The 17989-nt window shown below is 74.1% G+C and carries 15 protein-coding genes; 9 read left to right on the forward strand and 6 right to left on the reverse strand.

Annotation, left to right across the window (positions count from 1 at the left end):
* Window positions 1–94: 94 nt before the first annotated feature.
* Window positions 95–1036, reverse strand: a complete 942-nt coding sequence (locus HYQ63_RS40295) for a TauD/TfdA family dioxygenase (RefSeq protein WP_179938877.1) — start codon at window positions 1034–1036, stop codon at window positions 95–97.
* A gap of 432 nt (window positions 1037–1468) precedes the next feature.
* On the opposite strand from HYQ63_RS40295, the gene HYQ63_RS40300 reads away from it, so the two are divergent.
* Complete coding sequence (locus HYQ63_RS40300) at window positions 1469–2134, forward strand: GNAT family N-acetyltransferase (protein WP_179938879.1); 666 nt, start codon at window positions 1469–1471, stop codon at window positions 2132–2134.
* Between the two features lie 15 nt (window positions 2135–2149).
* On the opposite strand, the gene HYQ63_RS40305 is transcribed toward HYQ63_RS40300, so the two are convergent.
* Complete coding sequence (locus HYQ63_RS40305; RefSeq protein ID WP_179938881.1) at window positions 2150–3070, reverse strand: LysR family transcriptional regulator; 921 nt, start codon at window positions 3068–3070, stop codon at window positions 2150–2152.
* 130 nt (window positions 3071–3200) lie between these two features.
* Here HYQ63_RS40305 and HYQ63_RS40310 point away from each other — a divergent pair, with 130 nt between their 5' ends.
* Window positions 3201–3572, forward strand: a complete 372-nt coding sequence (locus HYQ63_RS40310) for an SgcJ/EcaC family oxidoreductase (protein WP_179938885.1) — start codon at window positions 3201–3203, stop codon at window positions 3570–3572.
* Window positions 3569–4762 (forward strand): flavin-dependent oxidoreductase, encoded by a 1194-nt coding sequence (locus HYQ63_RS40315; RefSeq protein WP_179938887.1) that lies wholly within the window; start codon window positions 3569–3571, stop codon window positions 4760–4762. Before HYQ63_RS40310 ends, HYQ63_RS40315 begins: the two co-directional genes overlap by 4 nt.
* Before the next feature lie 7 nt (window positions 4763–4769).
* On the opposite strand, the gene HYQ63_RS40320 is transcribed toward HYQ63_RS40315, so the two are convergent.
* Window positions 4770–5429: a response regulator transcription factor gene (locus tag HYQ63_RS40320; RefSeq protein WP_179938889.1), complete on the reverse strand. Its 660-nt coding sequence runs from the start codon at window positions 5427–5429 to the stop codon at window positions 4770–4772.
* Window positions 5405–6583 (reverse strand): sensor histidine kinase, encoded by a 1179-nt coding sequence (locus HYQ63_RS40325; RefSeq protein ID WP_257232476.1) that lies wholly within the window; start codon window positions 6581–6583, stop codon window positions 5405–5407. The genes HYQ63_RS40320 and HYQ63_RS40325 overlap by 25 nt, the downstream gene beginning before the upstream one ends.
* Window positions 6584–6694: 111 nt before the next feature.
* On the opposite strand from HYQ63_RS40325, the gene HYQ63_RS40330 reads away from it, so the two are divergent.
* From HYQ63_RS40330 to HYQ63_RS40355, 6 genes are all read left to right on the forward strand, one after another.
* A complete protein-coding gene (locus tag HYQ63_RS40330) occupies window positions 6695–7450 on the forward strand; it encodes an ABC transporter ATP-binding protein (protein ID WP_179938893.1) in 756 nt (251 codons plus the stop codon).
* Entirely contained in the window at window positions 7450–9837 is a 2388-nt protein-coding gene (locus tag HYQ63_RS40335; RefSeq protein ID WP_179938895.1) for an ABC transporter permease, read from the forward strand. Before HYQ63_RS40330 ends, HYQ63_RS40335 begins: the two co-directional genes overlap by 1 nt.
* 103 nt (window positions 9838–9940) lie before the next feature.
* Window positions 9941–11083: an inorganic phosphate transporter gene (locus HYQ63_RS40340; protein ID WP_179938897.1), complete on the forward strand. Its 1143-nt coding sequence runs from the start codon at window positions 9941–9943 to the stop codon at window positions 11081–11083.
* A 55-nt stretch (window positions 11084–11138) separates the two neighbouring features.
* Window positions 11139–11381 (forward strand): hypothetical protein, encoded by a 243-nt coding sequence (locus HYQ63_RS40345; protein ID WP_179938899.1) that lies wholly within the window; start codon window positions 11139–11141, stop codon window positions 11379–11381.
* A gap of 88 nt (window positions 11382–11469) precedes the next feature.
* Window positions 11470–12312 carry a pentapeptide repeat-containing protein gene (locus tag HYQ63_RS40350; protein ID WP_179938901.1) on the forward strand — a complete coding sequence of 281 codons (843 nt, stop codon included), beginning with the start codon at window positions 11470–11472 and terminating at the stop codon, window positions 12310–12312.
* A gap of 40 nt (window positions 12313–12352) precedes the next feature.
* The gene (locus HYQ63_RS40355; RefSeq protein ID WP_179938906.1) at window positions 12353–13522 is read left to right on the forward strand and encodes a damage-control phosphatase ARMT1 family protein; all 1170 of its coding nucleotides are present in this window, start codon (window positions 12353–12355) and stop codon (window positions 13520–13522) included.
* Between the two features lie 42 nt (window positions 13523–13564).
* Here the strand turns inward: HYQ63_RS40355 and HYQ63_RS40360 are convergent, their stop codons facing one another.
* Together HYQ63_RS40360 and HYQ63_RS40365 are read right to left on the reverse strand one after the other, a co-directional pair.
* Entirely contained in the window at window positions 13565–14833 is a 1269-nt protein-coding gene (locus HYQ63_RS40360; protein ID WP_179938908.1) for an alpha-L-fucosidase, read from the reverse strand.
* A gap of 5 nt (window positions 14834–14838) precedes the next feature.
* Window positions 14839–17985, reverse strand: coding sequence for a glycoside hydrolase family 38 C-terminal domain-containing protein (locus HYQ63_RS40365; protein ID WP_179938910.1), 3147 nt, complete (start codon window positions 17983–17985; stop codon window positions 14839–14841).
* Window positions 17986–17989 lie beyond the last annotated feature (4 nt).

Below are 17989 nucleotides of genomic sequence, written 5' to 3' on the forward strand. Positions count from 1 at the left end.
TCCTGATCGGTCCCGAGCAGCGGGGCATCAGACCCGGGCGACGGGGCACACGGGCCGGGAGCCCCGCCGCCGCGAACGGTCCGGACCGACCGCGTCAGAACGGGCGGTCCCCCTCGATGGCCACCCGCTCGGCCACCCGCGGGTGCGGCGCGTAGTCGTTCACCGCGTAGTGCTGGGTGGCGCGGTTGTCCCAGAACGCCACATCGCCCGGCTGCCACCGGAAGCGCACCTGGTACTCCGGGACCTGCGCCTGACGGCACAGATAGCTCAGCAGCCGGTCGCTCTCCTCCCGGTCCATGCCGGTGATCCGGGTGGTGAAGGAGGTGTTCACGAAGAGCAACCGCCGCCCGGTCTCCGGGTGGACGCGCACCACCGGGTGCTCGACGGGCGGGAACACGTCCTGGAACGGGGCGAGCCGCTCGGGACCGTAGAAGCGGGAGAAGCCGGGGATGAAGTCGTGCACGGCCGTGGCGCCGTCGATGCGGTCCCGCACCTCCTGGGGCAGGTTGTCGTACGCGGCGGCCATGTCCGCCCACATGGTGTCCCCGCCGACGGGCGGGACCTCGCGCAGCTGGAGCACGGCGCCGAGCGCGGGCCGCTCCCGGAACGTGACATCGGCGTGCCACACGTTCTCGAAGGTGGGGGTCGCGCCCTCACTCTTGTCGAAGCGGACCACGTCCTGGCTCGATCCGCTGGCGAGCAGGGGGTTGGTCTCCAGCTCTCCCCAGTTCCGGGCGAAGTCGCCCTGCTGCGCGGAAGTGAGGTGGGCGCCGCGGAAGAAGAGCACCTTCCACTCCAGCAGGGCGCGGTTCAGCTCCTCGCGCAGCCCCGGCTCCAGCGGCCGCGAGAGGTCCGCCCCGCGGATCTCGGCCCCGATGGTGCGCCCCAGGGGCGCCAGCTCGAAGCGCTCGTACGGGCGCTCCTGCCACCCCTCGGGCAACCGGCGCAGCGTACGCGCCCCCTCGTACAGGCCGCCCGCGGGCACGCGGGCGTCGCGCAGCACCGGCGGGTTCGGCGGGGTGTCGATGACGGTCATGGCGTTCTCCTCAATGCGTGACGCGGCGGCGGACGAGCCGCTGGAACGGATGGCAGAAATGCCCTCGCGCCGCGCACGGGGAGACCAGGCGGGATGCGGTGCGGATCATCGCGGACGTGCGCTCGGTGTGGTCAGCGGCGTCCGGAGGCGTCCGAAACGTCAGTTCGGAGCGTCAGGAGGCGGGCCGGTCAGGGGCCGGGCGGCACGGGGCGGTTGTCGCGAGGGCCGGGAGGGGCGCTAGAGGCCCGAGCGCTCACAGCCGGTCCGATCCGGGGCGCGAAGGTGTCCCGTCGTGTCGAACCGGTTCCTGATCATGGCGCCATTCTGGGATCCGCCGTTCACCTCTGTCAATGACCGTCTCACGCCGGGAGACGCCCTTGAAAGGGTAAGGTGTGTCCTGCCATAGAGCCTATTACGCAGTGGGGGGGATCCATGGGCGCGGAAAAGGTGGACCGGGAGCTGGTGCGTGCCTGGGTCGACGGCTGGATCGTCTCCCGTCAGGCGTCGCCGCCGGTCGAGGAGGAGTGGGGATTCAGCTTCGACGTCGCGCTGCCCAAGCACGTCACCCGGCATGTACTGCCCGAGGCCGACGAGGCGTTGACCGTCAAGCTGATGGCGGCGTTCCCGGCGCCGGGCACCCAGCTCAAGGTGCTGCTGCCACCGGAGACCGTGCGGCCCTGGCTGCTCCCGGGGTGGACCCTGGACGACCCCGGGTTCCTGATGACGGCCCCGCTGAAGCCGGTCCCCGCGCCAGTGCCCGACGGCTTCCGGCTGCGTACCTGGGCCCGGGGCGGTCTCGTCCGCGCGCTCGTCGTCGACAGCCGGGGGAGCTTCGCCGCCCGCGGGCAGATCGCGATCCCGCCGGGCGCCGACACCGCCGTCGTGGACCAGGTCGAGACCGCGGCCGACCAGCGCCGCAAGGGTCTGGGCGGCCTGGTCATGCGGACGTTGGCGAACGCGGCCGCCGAGGCGGGCGCGTCCACCACGGTGCTCGGCGCCTCGACCGACGGCCGGGCGCTGTACACCTCGCTGGGCTGGCGCACCGCATCCCCGCTGACCGGCATCGTCCACCGGCCGGACGCCGCCCCCGTGGTGTGACCGGCAGGACACTCCCTACGGGGACGTGGCCAGAGCGCCCAGGGTGCGGCGGGTGCGCTCGATCAGGGCGGGGCAGGCGCGGGCGACCAGGGCGCGGCCGGCCGGTCCGCTGGGCCCGCCCGCGCGCCAGGCGAACACCAGCCGTCCGCGCATCGCCGGCCGGGTGATCCGGACCGTCCGCAGCCGGTCCGCCCGCGCCTCGGCGAACGAACCGGGCAGGATCGCCGCGCCCAGTCCCCGTTCGGCGAGCTGGGCCAGCACTTCCGGATCGCTCGCCTCGAAGGCGATGTGCGGCGCGAACCCGGCGGCCGCGCACGCCTCGTCGAGCCGGGTGCGCAGCCCCGTACCGGGCGGAAGGCTGATCAGGGCCCGCCCGCGCAGGGTGTCCAGGGAGACGGAGGAGTGGACGGCCAGCTCGTGGCCGTGGCCGACCGCCGCGACGATCGGCTGGTCGGTGAGCACCTGCATCTCGACCCCGGGCGGCGTCTCCCGGCCGACGCTGACGATCGCGGCGTCGAGCCGCCCCGTCCGCAACCCCTCCAGGAGCTGGTCCGAGGTGGCCTCCGACAAGGTGATCTCCACCGCCGGATGGGCGTCGTGGAACTCCGCCAGCAGGTCCGGCAGATCGGCGGTGTGCGAGGTCACCGTCCCCACGGCCACCTGCCCCCGGAGCAACCCGGTCAGCTCGTCCACGGCCTGCCGCGCGCCCTCCACCGCGGCGAGCGCCGCCCGCGCGTACGGCAGGACGGCCTCGCCCGCCTCGGTCAGCCGCACCGAGCGGCCCGAGCGGTCCAGCAGCTCCTGGCCCAGCTCCCGCTCCAGCCGCCGGATCTGGGCGCTCACCCCGGGCTGGGCCACGTGCTCCCGCTCCGCGGCCCGGGTGAAGTTCCGCTCCTCGGCCACCGCCACGAAGTAGGCGAGCTGTCGCAGTTCCATAAGCATTCATTCTAGCAACCAGACTGACCATCTCTTGGACTTCTGACCCCGGCGGCCGGAGAGTGGAGGCAGGACACAAAAGAGCAGGACACGGCAGAGCAGGACACGGAAGGACACAGGAGGGCCCGACATGACAGGGACGACGCGCGAACGCGCCACCACCCCCGAGGACCTGACCCGGCTGTTCGTCGAGCGCGCCAACGCGGGCGACGCCGAGGGCATGGCCGAGCTGTACGCACCCGACGCGGTGCTCGCGTACCCGCCGGGATCCGCGACCGTCGGCCGGGAGGCCATCCGCGCCGTGTGCCAGGCCCTGCTCGACCACACGACGGAGCCCTTCCGGCAGGAGGAGCCGCTGCCCACCGTCTGCTACGGCGACCTCGCCCTCACCTCGACCCCGTCCTCCGACAACACCGGCGGCCGGGTGCAGGTGGTCCGCCGGGAGCCGGACGGCACCTGGCTGCGCGTCATCGACCGTCCCGAGGTCCGCTCCGCATCATGAGCGTCTTCATCGCCGGTGCGGGCATCGGCGGGCTGACCGCCGCACTCGGCCTGCACGCCGCGGGCATCGAGGCCACCGTCGTCGAGAGCGCCCGGGAGATCCGCCCGCTCGGCGTCGGCATCAACCTGCTGCCGCACGCCGTACGCGAGCTGACCGAACTCGGCCTCGGCGACGGCCTCGCCGACCTCGGTGTGGCCACCGCCGAGAACGTCTACGCCGACCGGTACGGCCGCCGGATCTTCAGCGAGCCGCGCGGCATGGCGCAGGGCTACCGCTGGCCGCAGTACTCGATCCACCGCGGGGAGCTGCAACTGCTGCTCCTCGCGGCGGTCCGGGAACGGCTGGGCCCCGGCGCGGTCCGCACCGGAGCCCGCGTGACGGGCTTCGCGCACGGCCCCGAGGACGCGGACGGCGTCCGGGTGCGGGTGCTCGACCGCGCCACCGGCACGGTCGAGGAGCAGGACGCCGAGGCGCTCATCGGCGCCGACGGGCTGCACTCGGCGGTACGCGCCGAACTCCACCCGGACGACGGGCCGTTGCTGTGGTCGGGCATCCGGATGTGGCGCGGTACGGCCAGGGCCGCGCCGTTCCTCACCGGCCGCTCGGCGGCCATCGTGAGCGACGGGGACGCCGAGCTGATCGCGTACCCGATCGGCCGCGACCGCATCAACTGGGTGTGTCTGGTGCGGGTGGCGGAGCCGGGCCCGCTCACCGGGGACGCGGGCTGGAACCGCGCCGGGCGGGTGGCCGATGTGCTGCCGTACTACCGGGACTGGGCGCTCGGCTGGCTCGATGTGCCCGCCCTGCTGGCCGACAGCGGGGAGATCCTGGAGTACCCGATGGTCGACCGGGACCCGCTGCCGTCGTGGGGGAGGGGCCGCGTCACCCTGCTCGGCGACGCCGCCCACCCGATGTATCCGGTGGGTGCCAACGGCGCGTCCCAGGCCATCGTCGACGCCCGGGTCCTGGCGTACGAGCTGTCCGCGCCGGACGGGCTGCGGAGCGGACCGGCCCGCTACGAGGCCGCGCGCCGCGACGCGACGGCGGCCGTCGTCCGGGCGAACCGGGCCATGCACCGGGACGGCGGGCGCGGCCCGCGGGAGCTGGCCCGGATCACCGACACCTATCGGCGCGCCACCGGAAGCGAGGTGGAGACGCTGAACACCCGCCCGTCCCTGACCCGCCACTAGTGGTCCTTCAGGCGCGCAGATAGGCGAGCACCGCCAGGACCCGCCGGTGGTCGTCGGGGGCGTCGGGCGGCAGGTCGAGCTTCAGCAGGATGCCCGCGATGTGCTTGGCGACGGCCGCCTCGGTGACGACGAGACGGCGGGCGATCGCCGCGTTGGAGCGGCCCTCCGCCATCAGGGCCAGCACCTCGCGCTCCCGCGGGGTCAGCCGGGCCAGCGGATCGCGGCGGCGGGCGAGGAGCTGGCGCACGACCTCGGGGTCGACGACGGTGGCGCCCGCCGCGACCCGGGCGACGGCTTCGGCGAACTCCTCGACGTCACCGATGCGTTCCTTGAGGAGATAGCCCATGCCCGCGCCGGCGCGGCGGTCCTCCAGCAGCTCCTCGGCGAAGGTCTGCTCGACGTACTGGCTGAGCACGAGGACCGCCAGGTCCGGTTGCCCGGCCTGGAGTTGGCGGGCCGCCCGCAGCCCCTCGTCCGTGAAGCCGGGCGGCATCCGCACGTCGGCGATGACCAGGTCCGGCCGGTGCTCCCGGGCGGCCGCCAGCAGTCCCGGGCCGTCGCCGACGGCGGCCGGGACCCGGTGGCCGAAACGGCCCAGCAGATGGACCAGGCCCTCGCGCAGCAGGACGGCGTCCTCGGCGATCACGATACGGAGGGGCTGTTGCACGGACGGCACGGGATCTCCGCTCTCAGGAGGGTGGGCCCGCCGGGTGGGCTGGACAGCAGCATTCTGCCGTCCGCAGCGGCGATACGGTCGGCGAGCCCGACGAGTCCCGTACCGGGGCCGGGGGCGGCGCCGCCGACCCCGTCGTCCTCGATGTCGACGCGCAGCACACCATCGTGGACCCGGGCGGCGATCCGGCCACGGCCGGCACCGCTGTGCTTGGCCATGTTGCTCAAGCCCTCGGCGGCCACGAAATACGCGGTGGATTCCACGGCGGGCGGCAGCCGCCCCGGAAGGTCGACGTCCAGGTCGACGGGGATGGGGGAGCGGCCCGCGATGTCCCGTACGGCGGCGGGCAGTCCGCGTTCGGTGAGGACCTGCGGATGGACCCCGCGGATCAGCTCCCGCAACTCGGCCAGCGCCTCCTTGGCCAGGTCGTGAGCCTCCCCGACCTCCTTCGCCGCCTCGCTGCCGGGCGGCAGGGCGAGCGTGGCCAGGCCCAGTTTCATGGTGAGTGCCACCAGCCGCACTTGAGCCCCGTCGTGCAGATCGCGCTCGATGCGGCGGCGTTCGGTCTCGAAGGCGTCGACCAGCCGGGCCCGGGAGCGCACCACCTCGCGCAGTTCGTGGTCCCGGGGAGCCAGCACGGCTTGGGCGACGGTGGCGCGCGCCGTGGCCCACGCGCCGATGGGCCAGGCGGCCACGGGCAGCAGCAGGGCGCCCGCGACCGGGCCCGCGACCGTCTGCCAGGGCGCGGCGGCCGGCTGGAAGGGGGTGAGGAGCAGCGCACCGGGGATGCCCAGGGAGACCAGGACGACGGCGAGGTCGGCCCAGCCGACCGCCAGCACGGAGACCGCGCCGTAGCCGACCGTCCGCCACGTGTCCGGTGGGCGCGGCAGACCGGGTACGACGAGGGTGAGCCGGCGGTGTTCGAACGGACCCGCGAGCGCGACCGCGAAGGCCACGATCAGCAGTCCGCAGACCACCCGGGCCACCAGCCCGATGGGCGCCGCGAGAAGTCCGCCCAGCCCGACGTAGACGATGGCCGCGAACAGCCCGCCGGACAGCAGATAACCCACCGCCCGCCAGGGGCGGCCGGTGCGCAGCGGCCCGCGCGGGCCGCGGGTGAGGACCGTGGGAACGGTACGGGGGATCACGGGGTCCGACGGTAGCGGGGCCGTTGGCCTGCCGGCGGTAGTGCCAGGTGGAGTATGCGTACTCGCCCTGGCGCCCATGTGCCGCGTCCCCGGGCCGGGTTGGCTGGATCCATGACCACGACACCCACCGTCCGGGCCACCGTCCCGGTCGAACTGCGCTCGGTGACCAGGCGCCATGGCACCGGCGAACACGCCGTCACCGCCCTCGACGCGGTGACGATCGGCTTCGCGAGGGGCACCATGACCGCCGTCATGGGCCCCTCCGGCTCCGGCAAGTCCACCCTGCTGCACTGCGGGGCGGGCATCGAACGGCCCACGTCCGGGGAGGTGCTGATCGACGGCACGGAGCTGGGCGGGCTCGACGAGAACGCGTTGACGCTGCTGCGCCGGGACCGGGTCGGCTTCGTCTTCCAGTCCTTCAACCTCGTCCCGGCGCTGACCGCGGCGCAGAACGCCGAACTGCCGCTGCGTCTGGCCGGGCGCCGCCCCGCCGCGGACGAGGTGGCCGCGGCGCTGGCCCGGGTCGGCCTCGCGGACCGGGCCGGGCACCGGCCGGGCGAACTGTCGGGCGGACAGCGGCAGCGGGTCGCCATCGCCCGGGCGCTGATCACGCGGCCCGCCGTCCTCTTCGCCGACGAGCCGACCGGGGCGCTCGACACCCGGGCCTCCCGGACGGTGCTGCGGATGCTGCGCGAACTGGTCGACACCCAGGGCCAGACGGTGGTGATGGTCACCCACGATCCGGTGGCGGCCGCCTATGCGGACCGGGTGGTGCTGCTCGCGGACGGGCGGCTCGCAGGCGAACTGCCGGGTGCGGCCGGCGCGGAGGCGATCGCGGCACGGACCGCGGCCCTGGAGGTGTGGTGATGATCCCGATGGCGACGGTGCGTGAGCGCTGGGCCTCCTTCCTGGGCGCCTTCGTGACCACGGCGATGGGCGTCGCAGTGATCACACTGAGCGCGCTGATCCTGCTGTCCGGCGGCCCCGGGGTGCCCGAGCGGCTGGCGGGGGCGCCGGTGCTGGTACGCAGCCCCGAAGGGGCCCGAACCGGCGGGGTGTTCGCGCAGAACCCGCCGTGGTCCCCGGAGCGGGCCGAGCGGCTGCGGCGCGCCCTGGTGGATCTCCCCGGCGTCGCGGCGGCGGTCGCCGACCGGTCCTTCTACGCGCAGGCGGCGGGCACCCGGCAGCGGGCGGGGGAGCGGCAGGGCCACAGCTGGCCGAGTGCGGCGCTCGCCTCGTACGGGCTCAGCGCGGGCGGCCCACCGGTGGCCGACGACGACATCGTCGTGGACCGCGCCCTCGGGCACTCGCCCGGCGACCGGATCACGGTGCTCACCGCGCACGGACCGCGGCGCTTCACCGTGTCCGGGACGATGGAGGGCCCCGGCTACTGGACCACCGGCCACCGGGCCGCCGAACTCGCGGGCGGGGTCAGGGCCATCGGACTGGTCCTCGAGCCCGGCACCGACGCCGGTGCGGTCGCGGCCGCCGCGCGCGGGGTCGTCGGCGGCGCCGGTGAGGTGCTGCGCGGCGCCGCCCGCGACGAACTGGCCCCTCCGCAGGACGAGATGACCCGCTGGATCGGCGCCCAGGTCCTCACCGCCATGACCGCGCTCTCCGCGTTCGTCACCGTCCTCGTCGTGTCCTCGGGCTTCGCGTTCACCGTCGCCCAGCGCCGGCGCGACCTCGGCCTGTTGCGCACCATCGGCGCCACCCCGCGGCAGTTGCGGCGCCTGCTGTACGGGGAGGCGCTCACGGTGGGTGTCATCGGCGGCGCGGCGGGCGCGCCGCTGGGCGCTCTGCTCGCCCCCGCACTGGCCGGGGTGTTCGTCGACGCGGGGTTCCAGCCGGCCGGGTTCGAGGTCCGGATGCGGCCCTGGGTCCTCGCCGCGGCCTTCGTGCTGGGCCTGCTGGTGGCGCTGGCCGGGGTCTGGTCGGCGTCGCGGCGGGCGGCGGGGATCGCACCACTGGAGGCGATGCGCGAGGCGGAGGTGGACAGCCGCGCGATGACCCGGCGCCGGTGGGTCACCGGGACGGTGGCCGCGGCGCTGGGCCTGGCGTGCGCGGTCGGCACCGCCTTCGCGGGGCCCGACGCCATGGTGCTGCTGTGTCTGGGCGCCGCGATGGGGCTGACCACCGGCCTCACCCTGCTCATCCCGGCGCTGGTCGGCCCGGTGGCCGGGGTGCTGACCCGGCCGCTGGCCCGCCGCCCGGGGGCCGTCGCCCTGCTGGTCCGCGCGAACATGGTCACCGCCGTCCGCCGTACCTCCGCCACCGTCGCCCCCGTGCTGGCCACCGTCGCCTTCGCCACGCTGATCACCAGCGCCGTGCAGACCACCGCGGCCGCCGATGCCGCCGGGCGGGCCGCGGCGGTGCGGGCCGAGGCGGCGGTCGTACCGCGCGGCACACCGGGCCTGTCGGACGCGGCGGCCGCCGGGGTCCGGGGAACGGCGCTGCTGTCGACCACGGTCTACGGCGGCCAGGGTGCCTCGGCGCTGTCGGCGGCCGGGGTGTCGCCCGGCTTCGGCCGCGTCTACGGCGCGCCCGCGCCGCGGGCCCGGACGGTCGTCGTCACCCGGGCCGTGGCCGCGGCCCACGGCTGGCGCCCGGGGCGGACCGCCGCGCTGACCTTCGAGGACGGCCGTACGGTACGGCTGCCCGTTCTCGCGGTGGCGGACGACTCCCTGCCGTACCAGCTCTTCCTCCCGCGTGAACTGGTGCGCGCCCACGACCCGTCGGCGCTGGCCGACGTCGTCTACCGCACCGGCGGCCCACCGGCCCGGCCCGCGCCCGTACTGGGCGCGCACGAGGTGCCGGTGGCGGAGTACGCGGCCGCGGCCGACGCCGAGGACGACCGGCTGGTCCGGATCTTCACCCTGATCCTGACCGCCATGACCTCGGGGTACACCGCGATCGCCGTCGCCGCCACGCTGCTCGCCGCCACCGTGGACCGGGCTCGCGACCTGCACACCCTGCGCCTGTCCGGCGCGACCCGCCGACAGGTGCTGCTGGCCGTCGCGGGCGAGACGGTCTGCGTCGTGGCCCTCGGCGCCGCCCTGGGGGTGGCGGTGGCCACGCCCGTGCTGCTCGGCATGGTCCACGGGCTGGGCACCGCCCTCGGTGTCCCGGTCGCGCTGGAGGTGGCCTGGCCGTGGGTGGCGGCCGCGGCCGGCGGATGTCTGCTGCTGGGGGTGGCGGCGGCGGTGCTCCCGGCCCGGGCGGGCTTGCGCGGACGTGCGCTGGCGGGCCGGTGAACTCGCGCTTAGCGTGGGAAAGGCAGCGAATTCCACGGACGGTAGCGAATTCTGCGGACGGTTCGGTGCGGCGGCGCGCGGAACCCCGGCGCGGGAGGTCCGGATGGGGTCCGTATCCTTCCTGCTCGTCGTAGTGATCATCACGGCGCTGGCCTTCGACTTCACCAACGGCTTCCACGACACGGCCAACTCCATGGCCACCTCCATCGCCACCGGGGCGCTGTCCCCGCGGGTCGCCGTCACCGTCGCCGGAGTGCTGAACCTGGCCGGTGCGTTCCTGTCCACCGAAGTGGCCAAGACGATCTCCAACGGCATCGTGGACGACGGCCGGGTCTCCTTGCCGATGATCTTCGCGGGGCTGGTCGGGGCGATCCTGTGGAATCTGGTCACCTGGCTCGTCGGGCTGCCCTCCAGCTCGTCGCACGCCCTGTTCGGCGGGCTGATCGGGGCGGTGTGGGTGGGGGCCGGGGGATCCGCGGTGCGGTTCGCCGAGATCTTCGAGAAGATCGTGATTCCGGCGGTCGCCTCCCCGCTGGTGGCCTGCGTGGTGGCCACGTTCGCCACGTATCTGGCATACGTGATCACCCGCCGCGTGGCGGGCGGGGCGGTCCGCAAGGGGTTCCGCGCGGGCCAGGTCGGCTCGGCCTCCCTCGTGGCGCTGGCCCACGGCACCAATGACGCGCAGAAGACGATGGGCGTCATCACCCTCTCCCTCATCTCCGCCGGGGTGCTCGGCCACGGCACCGGGCCGCCGTGGTGGGTGGTGCTGAGCGCGGGGCTGGTGATCGCCCTGGGGACGTACGCCGGGGGGTGGCGGATCATCCGGACCATGGGCCGCGGGCTGACCGACATCCAGGCCCCGCAGGGGTTCGCGGCCGAGACCAGCGCCACCGCGGTCATCCTGGCCTCGTCCCACATGGGCTTCGCGCTGTCCACCACGCAGGTCTGCACGGGCAGCATCCTGGGCGCCGGGCTCGGCCGCAAGCTGGCCCAGGTGCGCTGGGGGATCGCCGGGCGCATCGCGGTGTCCTGGCTGCTCACCCTGCCCGCGGCGGCGGCCGTCGGAGGCGTCGCGGCCTGGGTCGCCGACCGGGGCGACGCGGGCGTGGCCCTGGTGGCGAGCATCGCCGTGGCGGCGGCCGCGGGCCTCTACGCGCTGTCCCGGCGCCGCCCGGTGAACTCGGGCAACGTCAACGAGCTGCCCGTCGCCGAGCGCCCGGAGCGCACCGTGCGCCCGGTGGCGTGACCCCGGCCCCGGACCGTGGGCGGAGTGGGCGGAGCGGGCGGAGGAGGCGGACGCGATGGACATCGAGTGGGGCACCCTCGGAGGGGTCGTCGGAGTCAGCCTGGGGATCACCGTCGTGGTGGTCGTGATGTTCTCGCTGGGCATCGCCGCCTGGGCCCGCGCCGCGGGTGAGCCGTACCGGGGACGGACCCTGCCGAGGCGGGGCCGGGAGAAGTGGGCCGTGGCCGTCGCGGCGGTGTGCTTCGCCGCCTGCCTGGCGGTCGCCGGGTACGGCATCGACTTGATCATCCCGGGATGACGGTCCCGCGGCCGCCCTGGGACCATGGGACCTCGCAGGAGCACCGCCGGGACCAGGGCGGTGCGCGTCCCCCGGGGAGAACACAACGATGTCAGCCGGATCCGAGGCCCCCATATCCGAGGCCCGTCCCGATCTGCGGGCCGACTGTGGCAGCTGTTTCGGGCTGTGCTGCGTCGCCCTGCCCTTCGCGGCCTCGGCCGACTTCGCCGTCGACAAGCCCGCCGGGCGGCCCTGTCACAACCTGGACGCCGACTTCCGCTGCGGCATCCACTCCCGGCTGCGCGAGAAGGGCTTCGCGGGCTGCACCGTCTTCGACTGCTTCGGCGCCGGACAGCAGGTCTCCCAAGCCACCTTCGAGGGCCGCGACTGGCGGACGCATCCACGGACCGCGGCCGGCATGTTCGCCGTCTTCCCCGTGATGCGGCAGCTCCATGAACTCCTCTGGTACCTCACCGAGGCCCTCACCCTCCCCGCGGCCCGCCCCGTCCACGACGAGCTGCGCGAGGCGCTCCGTACCACCGAGGGGCTGACCCGGGGCAGCGCCGAAGAACTCCTCGCGCTGGACGTGGCCGCCCACCGGGACGGCGTCAACGCGCTGTTGCTGCGCACGAGCGAACTGGCGCGGGCCGGGATCCGGCCCAGGGGCCGGGGCAAGAAGAAGAACCACCGGGGAGCCGATCTCATCGGGGCCCGCCTCCGGGGCGCCGATCTGCGCGGCGCCAGCCTCCGCGGGGCGTGCCTCATCGCGGCCGACCTCACCGGCGCCGACCTGAGCGGCGCCGATCTGATCGGGGCCGACCTCCGCGACGCCTTGCTCGGCGGCGCCGATCTGACCGGTGCCCTCTTCCTCACCCAGGCCCAGCTGAACGCCGCCCGGGGCGACGCCGCCACCCGGCTGCCGTCCGCCCTCGCGCGCCCCGCGCACTGGTGAACCCGCACGTCCCCGGCCGCGGTGTGAAACGCTGGCTGCCATGTCCGAACCCGCCGACGCGCCCGTGATCCTCTGCGATGAGCCCGGATCGTTCGCCCGGAGTGTGCTGACCGAGCGGCATCCGGCGCTCATCGAGAAGGTACGGGACGCCTTCCCGTACGAGCCCGAACAGCACCGCGCGCTCGACGCCCTGCGCCACGACCACGCCGAGGGCGTCGTCACCCCGCTCGACCCGGGGGCGCACGACCACGACCGATGGCAGTCCTGGGGGCAGGAGTACTTCGGCCGCTCGTGGTTCGAGGTGCCCTTCCTCTGGATCGAAAGCTACTTCTACCGCCGCCTCCTGGGGGCCGTCGGCTACTTCGCCCCCGGCCCCTGGCAGGGCATCGACCCGTTCCGGCCCTTCAAACAGGCCGAGTTGGACACCCCCGAGGCAGCCCGGGAACTGACCGCGCTCGACCACCTCCTGGACCGGCCCGCCGACGAGGCCGCGGACGCGCTGCTGCACGGCTCGCTCTGGGGCAACCGCGCGGACCTCGGCTTCCGCATCTCCTCCGGCGGCGCCGCGTCGTCGGCCGGGGCACCGCTGGTGGCCGACGACGCGGACGTCCTGTGGCGGCTGCTGCCCGCCGGGGCACCGGCCACGCTGTGCCTGGTCGCCGACAACGCGGGCCGCGAACTCCTCCCCGACCTCGTCCTCATCGACCATCTGCTCCGCCACCGGCGCGCCGAGCGGGTCGTCCTTCAGGTGAAGCCGTATCCGTACTACGTGTCCGACGCCACCACCTCCGACGTCGTCGACTGTCTGCGCCACCTGGCGCGCGCCGAGGGCGCCGCGGGCGAGGCCGGGACGCGGCTGTGGGCGGCGATGGCGGAGGGGCGGCTCACCGTCCGGGCGCACGACTTCTTCTGCGCGCCGCTGCCGTACGCCGAGATGCCGGACGATCTGCGGCGGGAGTTCGCGGACGCCACCCTCACCGTGCTGAAGGGTGACCTGAACTACCGTCGCCTCGTCGGCGACCGGCTGTGGTCCCCGACCACGCCCTTCGCCGACCGCACCGCGTACTTCCCCGGGCCGGTGGCCGCGCTGCGCACCCTGAAGTCGGACGTCATCACCGGCCTCGACGCGGACACCGAGGCCGCGCTGGACGCGGAGGAGCGCCACTGGCGCACCAGTGGCACCCATGCGCTGATCCAGGTGCGGCGCTGACTCCACCCGCTGACTCCACCCGCCGACTCCACCCGGGGGTTCTCAGCTGCGCCCGGAGCCCCGGTACAGCTCCAGCTCGCCGTCGAGTTCCACGGCGAGCACGGTCGCGTGGCCGTCCAGATCGGTGGCCGAGGGCGGGTCGATCCACAGCACACCCGGCACCTCGTGGAGGCCGCCGATGACCCGGTGGCCCAGCCGGGCGCCGGTGCCGAGGACCCGGACCCCGCGGACCGGGGTGCGCAGGCCCCGTACGCCGATGGGCCCGCGAGGGATGTCGAAGACCGTCAGATAGAGGGTGCGGCGGTCGGCCGCGAGGGTGCTGGGACCGTAGTGGTGTCCGGCGGGCAGGCCCGCCACCGTGCCGTACACGGCCTCCGCGTGGCGGCCGATCCAGTCGCCCATGCCCTCCAGCCGCTCGATCTGCTCGGCCGGGATCGTGCCGTCCTCCTTCGGGCCCACCGACAGCAGCAGATTGCCACCCGCGCCGATGGTCTCGGTGAAGTAGCGGATCAGCTGCCCGGTCGACTTGTAGTTCTGGTCATGGTGCCGGAAACCCCAGGAGTCGTTGAGGGTCAGACACAGCTCCCAGGGCCCGGACGGCGGCTCGATCGGCACACCCTGCTCCGGCGTCGCGTAGTCGCCCTCGCTGAGCATGCGCGCGTTCAGCACACAGTCCGGCACCTCCGCGCGGATCTGTGCGGCCAGCTCCCGGATCCGCCACTGTTCCTCGGTGCGCTCCCACTCCCCGTCGAACCAGAGCAGATCGGGGCGGAAGCGGGTGGTCAGCTCGTGCACCTGGGCGTCGCGGTAGGCGAGATAGCGCGCCCAGGCCGCCAGGTCCGCTTCTTCCTCGGGGACCTCGGCGTACGGATTGTTCTCCTGCTCCGGTGGCCTGCCTCTGTAGCGGGTGGTGGCGTAGTCGGGGTGGTTCCAGTCGTTGTGCGCGTAGTACAGCCCGACCTTCAGCCCCTCCGCGCGCAGCGCGGCCACGTACGGGGCGACCAGGTCGCGGCCCGCCGGGGTGTGCGCCGCGACGTTCAGCTCGCCCTGGGCGGTGTCCCACAGGGCGACGCCGTCGTGGTGGCGGCTGGTGAGCACCGCGTAGCGGGCCCCGGCGCGGGTGAACAGCCGTGCCCACGCGGCGGGGTCGTAAGCCGAGGCGGTGAACCCGTCGAGCTGCGCCATGTACTGGTCGTGCGGGACGTCGCCCTCGAAGAACGACCACGACTCCTGCACACCGTCGACGGCGTAGATGCCCCAGTGGATGAAGATCCCGAACTTGGCGTCGGGGAACCAGGGTTGCATGGCCACGCCGCTCAGCTCCTGGTGAACCGGAGGGTGAGGATCTGGAAGGGGCGCAAGGACACGGTGACGCCGCCGTCCTCGTGCACGGTGACCGGCTGGGCGTCTTCGGCCGGTCGCTCCAGGAGGTCCACGACCGTGGCCCCGGTGTGCGCGAAGTCCGGGCGGAGGGTGGTGACGGTGCGGCCGCCGAGCGATTCGTAGAGCCGCACCACGACATCGCCGGAGCGGTCGTCGGCCGGTTTGACCGCCTCGATGGCGGCGGCCGGGCCGTCCGTGGTGATCAGCGGGGCGGGGGCGGTGCGGGCGTCGGCCACCCGCAGGGGGAGGTTGAGCGCGTACCCCTCGGCGATCGCGTCCTGCACGGTGGCGCCGGGGAGCAGGGCGTACGTGAAGCGGTGCCTGCCCTGGTCCGCCTCCGGGTCGGGGATGCGCGGGGCGCGCACCAGGCTGAGCCGCACCGTGGTCGTCGTGCCGCCGCCCTCGCGCGTCGTACGGGACACATCGTGCCCGTACGTGGCGTCGCCCAGCACCGCGACCCCGTAACCGGGCTCGCCCACGTGCACCCACCGGTGGCCGTACACCTCGAACCGGGCTGCCTCCCAGCTGGTGTTGGTGTGCGTCGGGCGGTGGACGTGGCCGAACTGGATCTCCGCGGTGGAGCGGTCGGCGTGGATGTCGAAGGGGAAGGCCGCCTTGAGGAGCTTCTCGGATTCGTGCCAGTCGATGTCGGTGGCGATGTCGATACGGCGGCTGCCCGCCCGGACCGTGAGCGTCTGGACGATCCGCGAGCCCTTGCCGAAGGCGCGCTCGACGCGCAGCGCACCGAGCAGCGGGCCCTTCTCGGCGACGGTGACCGACTCGGCGTCGAGGAGGTCGGTGTAGCGCTGCTGGTAGTGCTTGTCGACGTCCCAGGCGTCCCAGCAGTTGGGGAGGTCGGTGTGCAGCCGGAGCAGATTGCCGGGGGCGCCCGGGGCGAAGACCTCGCGGTCGGCGGTGAGGTCGCGCAAGGAGGCGAGCGTGCCGTTCTCGGCCAGTTCGAGGCGGATGAGGCCGTTGTCGAGCACCCGGTCGCCGACAACGACATACCCCGGGTCCGAGCCCGTGGCGAGCGGAGCGCTGCCGGACGCGGGGACCTCGGTGTGGACGGCGACGCGGCCGTCGGAGAGCGGCTGCCCGTCGGCCGTGCCCGCGGGCACGGCGATGACCTCGGCGCGGGGACGCGGACTGGCGTTGTACACATGCGGGCGGGCGTCTCCGCCACCCGGCTCCGCACCCGGAGCACCCGGAGCATCCGGAGCACCCAGAGCGCCCAGCGCCTTCAGGGCCGAGGAGGTGATCTCCGTCAGCTCCGCCGCCACCCTCGCGTACTCCGCCTCCGCCTCCCGGTGCACCCAGGCGATGGACGAGCCCGGCAGGATGTCGTGGAACTGGTGCAGCAGCACCGTCTTCCACAGCCGGTCGAGCCGCTCGTACGGATACGCGTAACCGGGCGCCCGCAGCGCGGCCGCCGTCGCCCACAGCTCGGCCTCGCGCAGCAGATGCTCGCTGCGCCGGTTTCCCTGCTTGGTGCGTGCCTGGGAGGTGTACGTGGCGCGGTGCAGCTCCAGATACAGCTCCCCGGACCACACGGGAGCGTCCGGGTACTCGGCGCGCGCGGCGGCGAAGAAGTCGTCCGGGTGCTCGATGACGACCTTCGCCGAGCCCTCCAGATCGGCCAGCCGACGCGCCCGCTCCAGCATCTCGCGGGTGGGGCCGCCGCCCCCGTCGCCGTGCCCGAACGGCGCCAGCGAGCGCGTACCGCGCCCCTTGTCGGCGTAGTTGCGGACCGCGTGCGCCATCTCCTGGCCGGAGAACTCCGCGTTGTAGGTGTCCACCGGCGGGAAGTGGGTGAAGATCCGGGAGCCGTCGAGCCCCTCCCACCAGAAGGTGTGGTGGGGGAGCTTGTTGGTCTGGTTCCAGGAGAGCTTCTGGGTCAGGAACCACTCGTTTCCGGCGAGCCGCGCCAGCTGCGGGAAGCACGCGTTGTAGCCGAAGGAGTCCGGCAGCCACACGCCCTTGGTCTCGATGCCGAACTCGTCCAGGAAGAAGCGCTTGCCGTGCACCAGCTGGCGGGCCATGGCCTCGCCGCCGGGCAGGTTGCCGTCCGCCTCGACCCACATGCCGCCGACCGGCGCCCACTGCCCGGCCCGTACCGCCTCCTGGATCCGCTCCCAGACCTGCGGATATCCCTCCTTCACCCATGCGTACTGCTGCGCCTGCGAGCAGGCGAAGATGAACTCGGGGTACTCGGCGGCCAGCGCCGTGACATTGGAGAAGGTGCGCGAGGTCTTGCGCTTGGTCTCGCGGATCGGCCACAGCCACGCGGAGTCGATGTGGGCGTGGCCGACGGCCGACACGGTGTGGGCGGAGGCGTGCGCGGGGCGTTCCAGGACACCGCGCAGCGCGTCGCGCACGGCGGCGGCGGTGCCGGACACGTCCTCCAGGTCGAGCCGTCCCAGCGCGCGGTCGATGGCGTGCGCGATCTCGTGGCGGCGCGGCTGGTGTTCGTCCAGCTCCAGCATCAGTTCGCGGAGCACCGCGAGGTCCAGGGCGAGGTGCCAGACGTTCTCGTCCAGCACCGCGAGGTCGGCGCGGGCGAAGGTGTACAGCGGGGCGCGGCCCGCGGTGAGCTTGTCGCCCAGCGGGGTCGGGGCGGCGAAGTCGTCCGCCAGGATGTCGGGGTTGGAGGCCGCCTCGATGAGGTACGCGATCTGCTCGCCGCCCTCGGCCGGACGGGCCACGGCCACGTACTGGTTCTGCGGATTGACGGCCTTCAGCGGGCTGCCGTCCAGGGTGTGGACCAGCGCCTCGGCCTGGTTGCCCGGCCAGTCGCCGACGAAGCCCAGGTCGAAGACGGCCTCGACCCGCCGCCCCGCCCACGCGTCCGGCACCTCGCCCCGGGCCCGGAACCAGGTGGTGCCCCACGGCGGCCCCCACGGAGTGCCGATGGCGAACGGCTCGTACGGGGCGGCCGCGGCCTCCGCGAACGGCACCGGCTCGTCGGGCACCTGCCACGCCTCGAGGGTGAGGGGCACGGTCGCGGCGTGGACGGCCGGCTGGATGCGCTGCTTCAGGACGCGCTCGACGCGCTCCTCGATACGGCGGCGTTCATCGTGCATGACG

The organism is Streptomyces sp. Rer75 (assembly GCF_013414305.1).
Classification (GTDB): Bacteria; Actinomycetota; Actinomycetes; order Streptomycetales; family Streptomycetaceae; genus Streptomyces; species Streptomyces himastatinicus.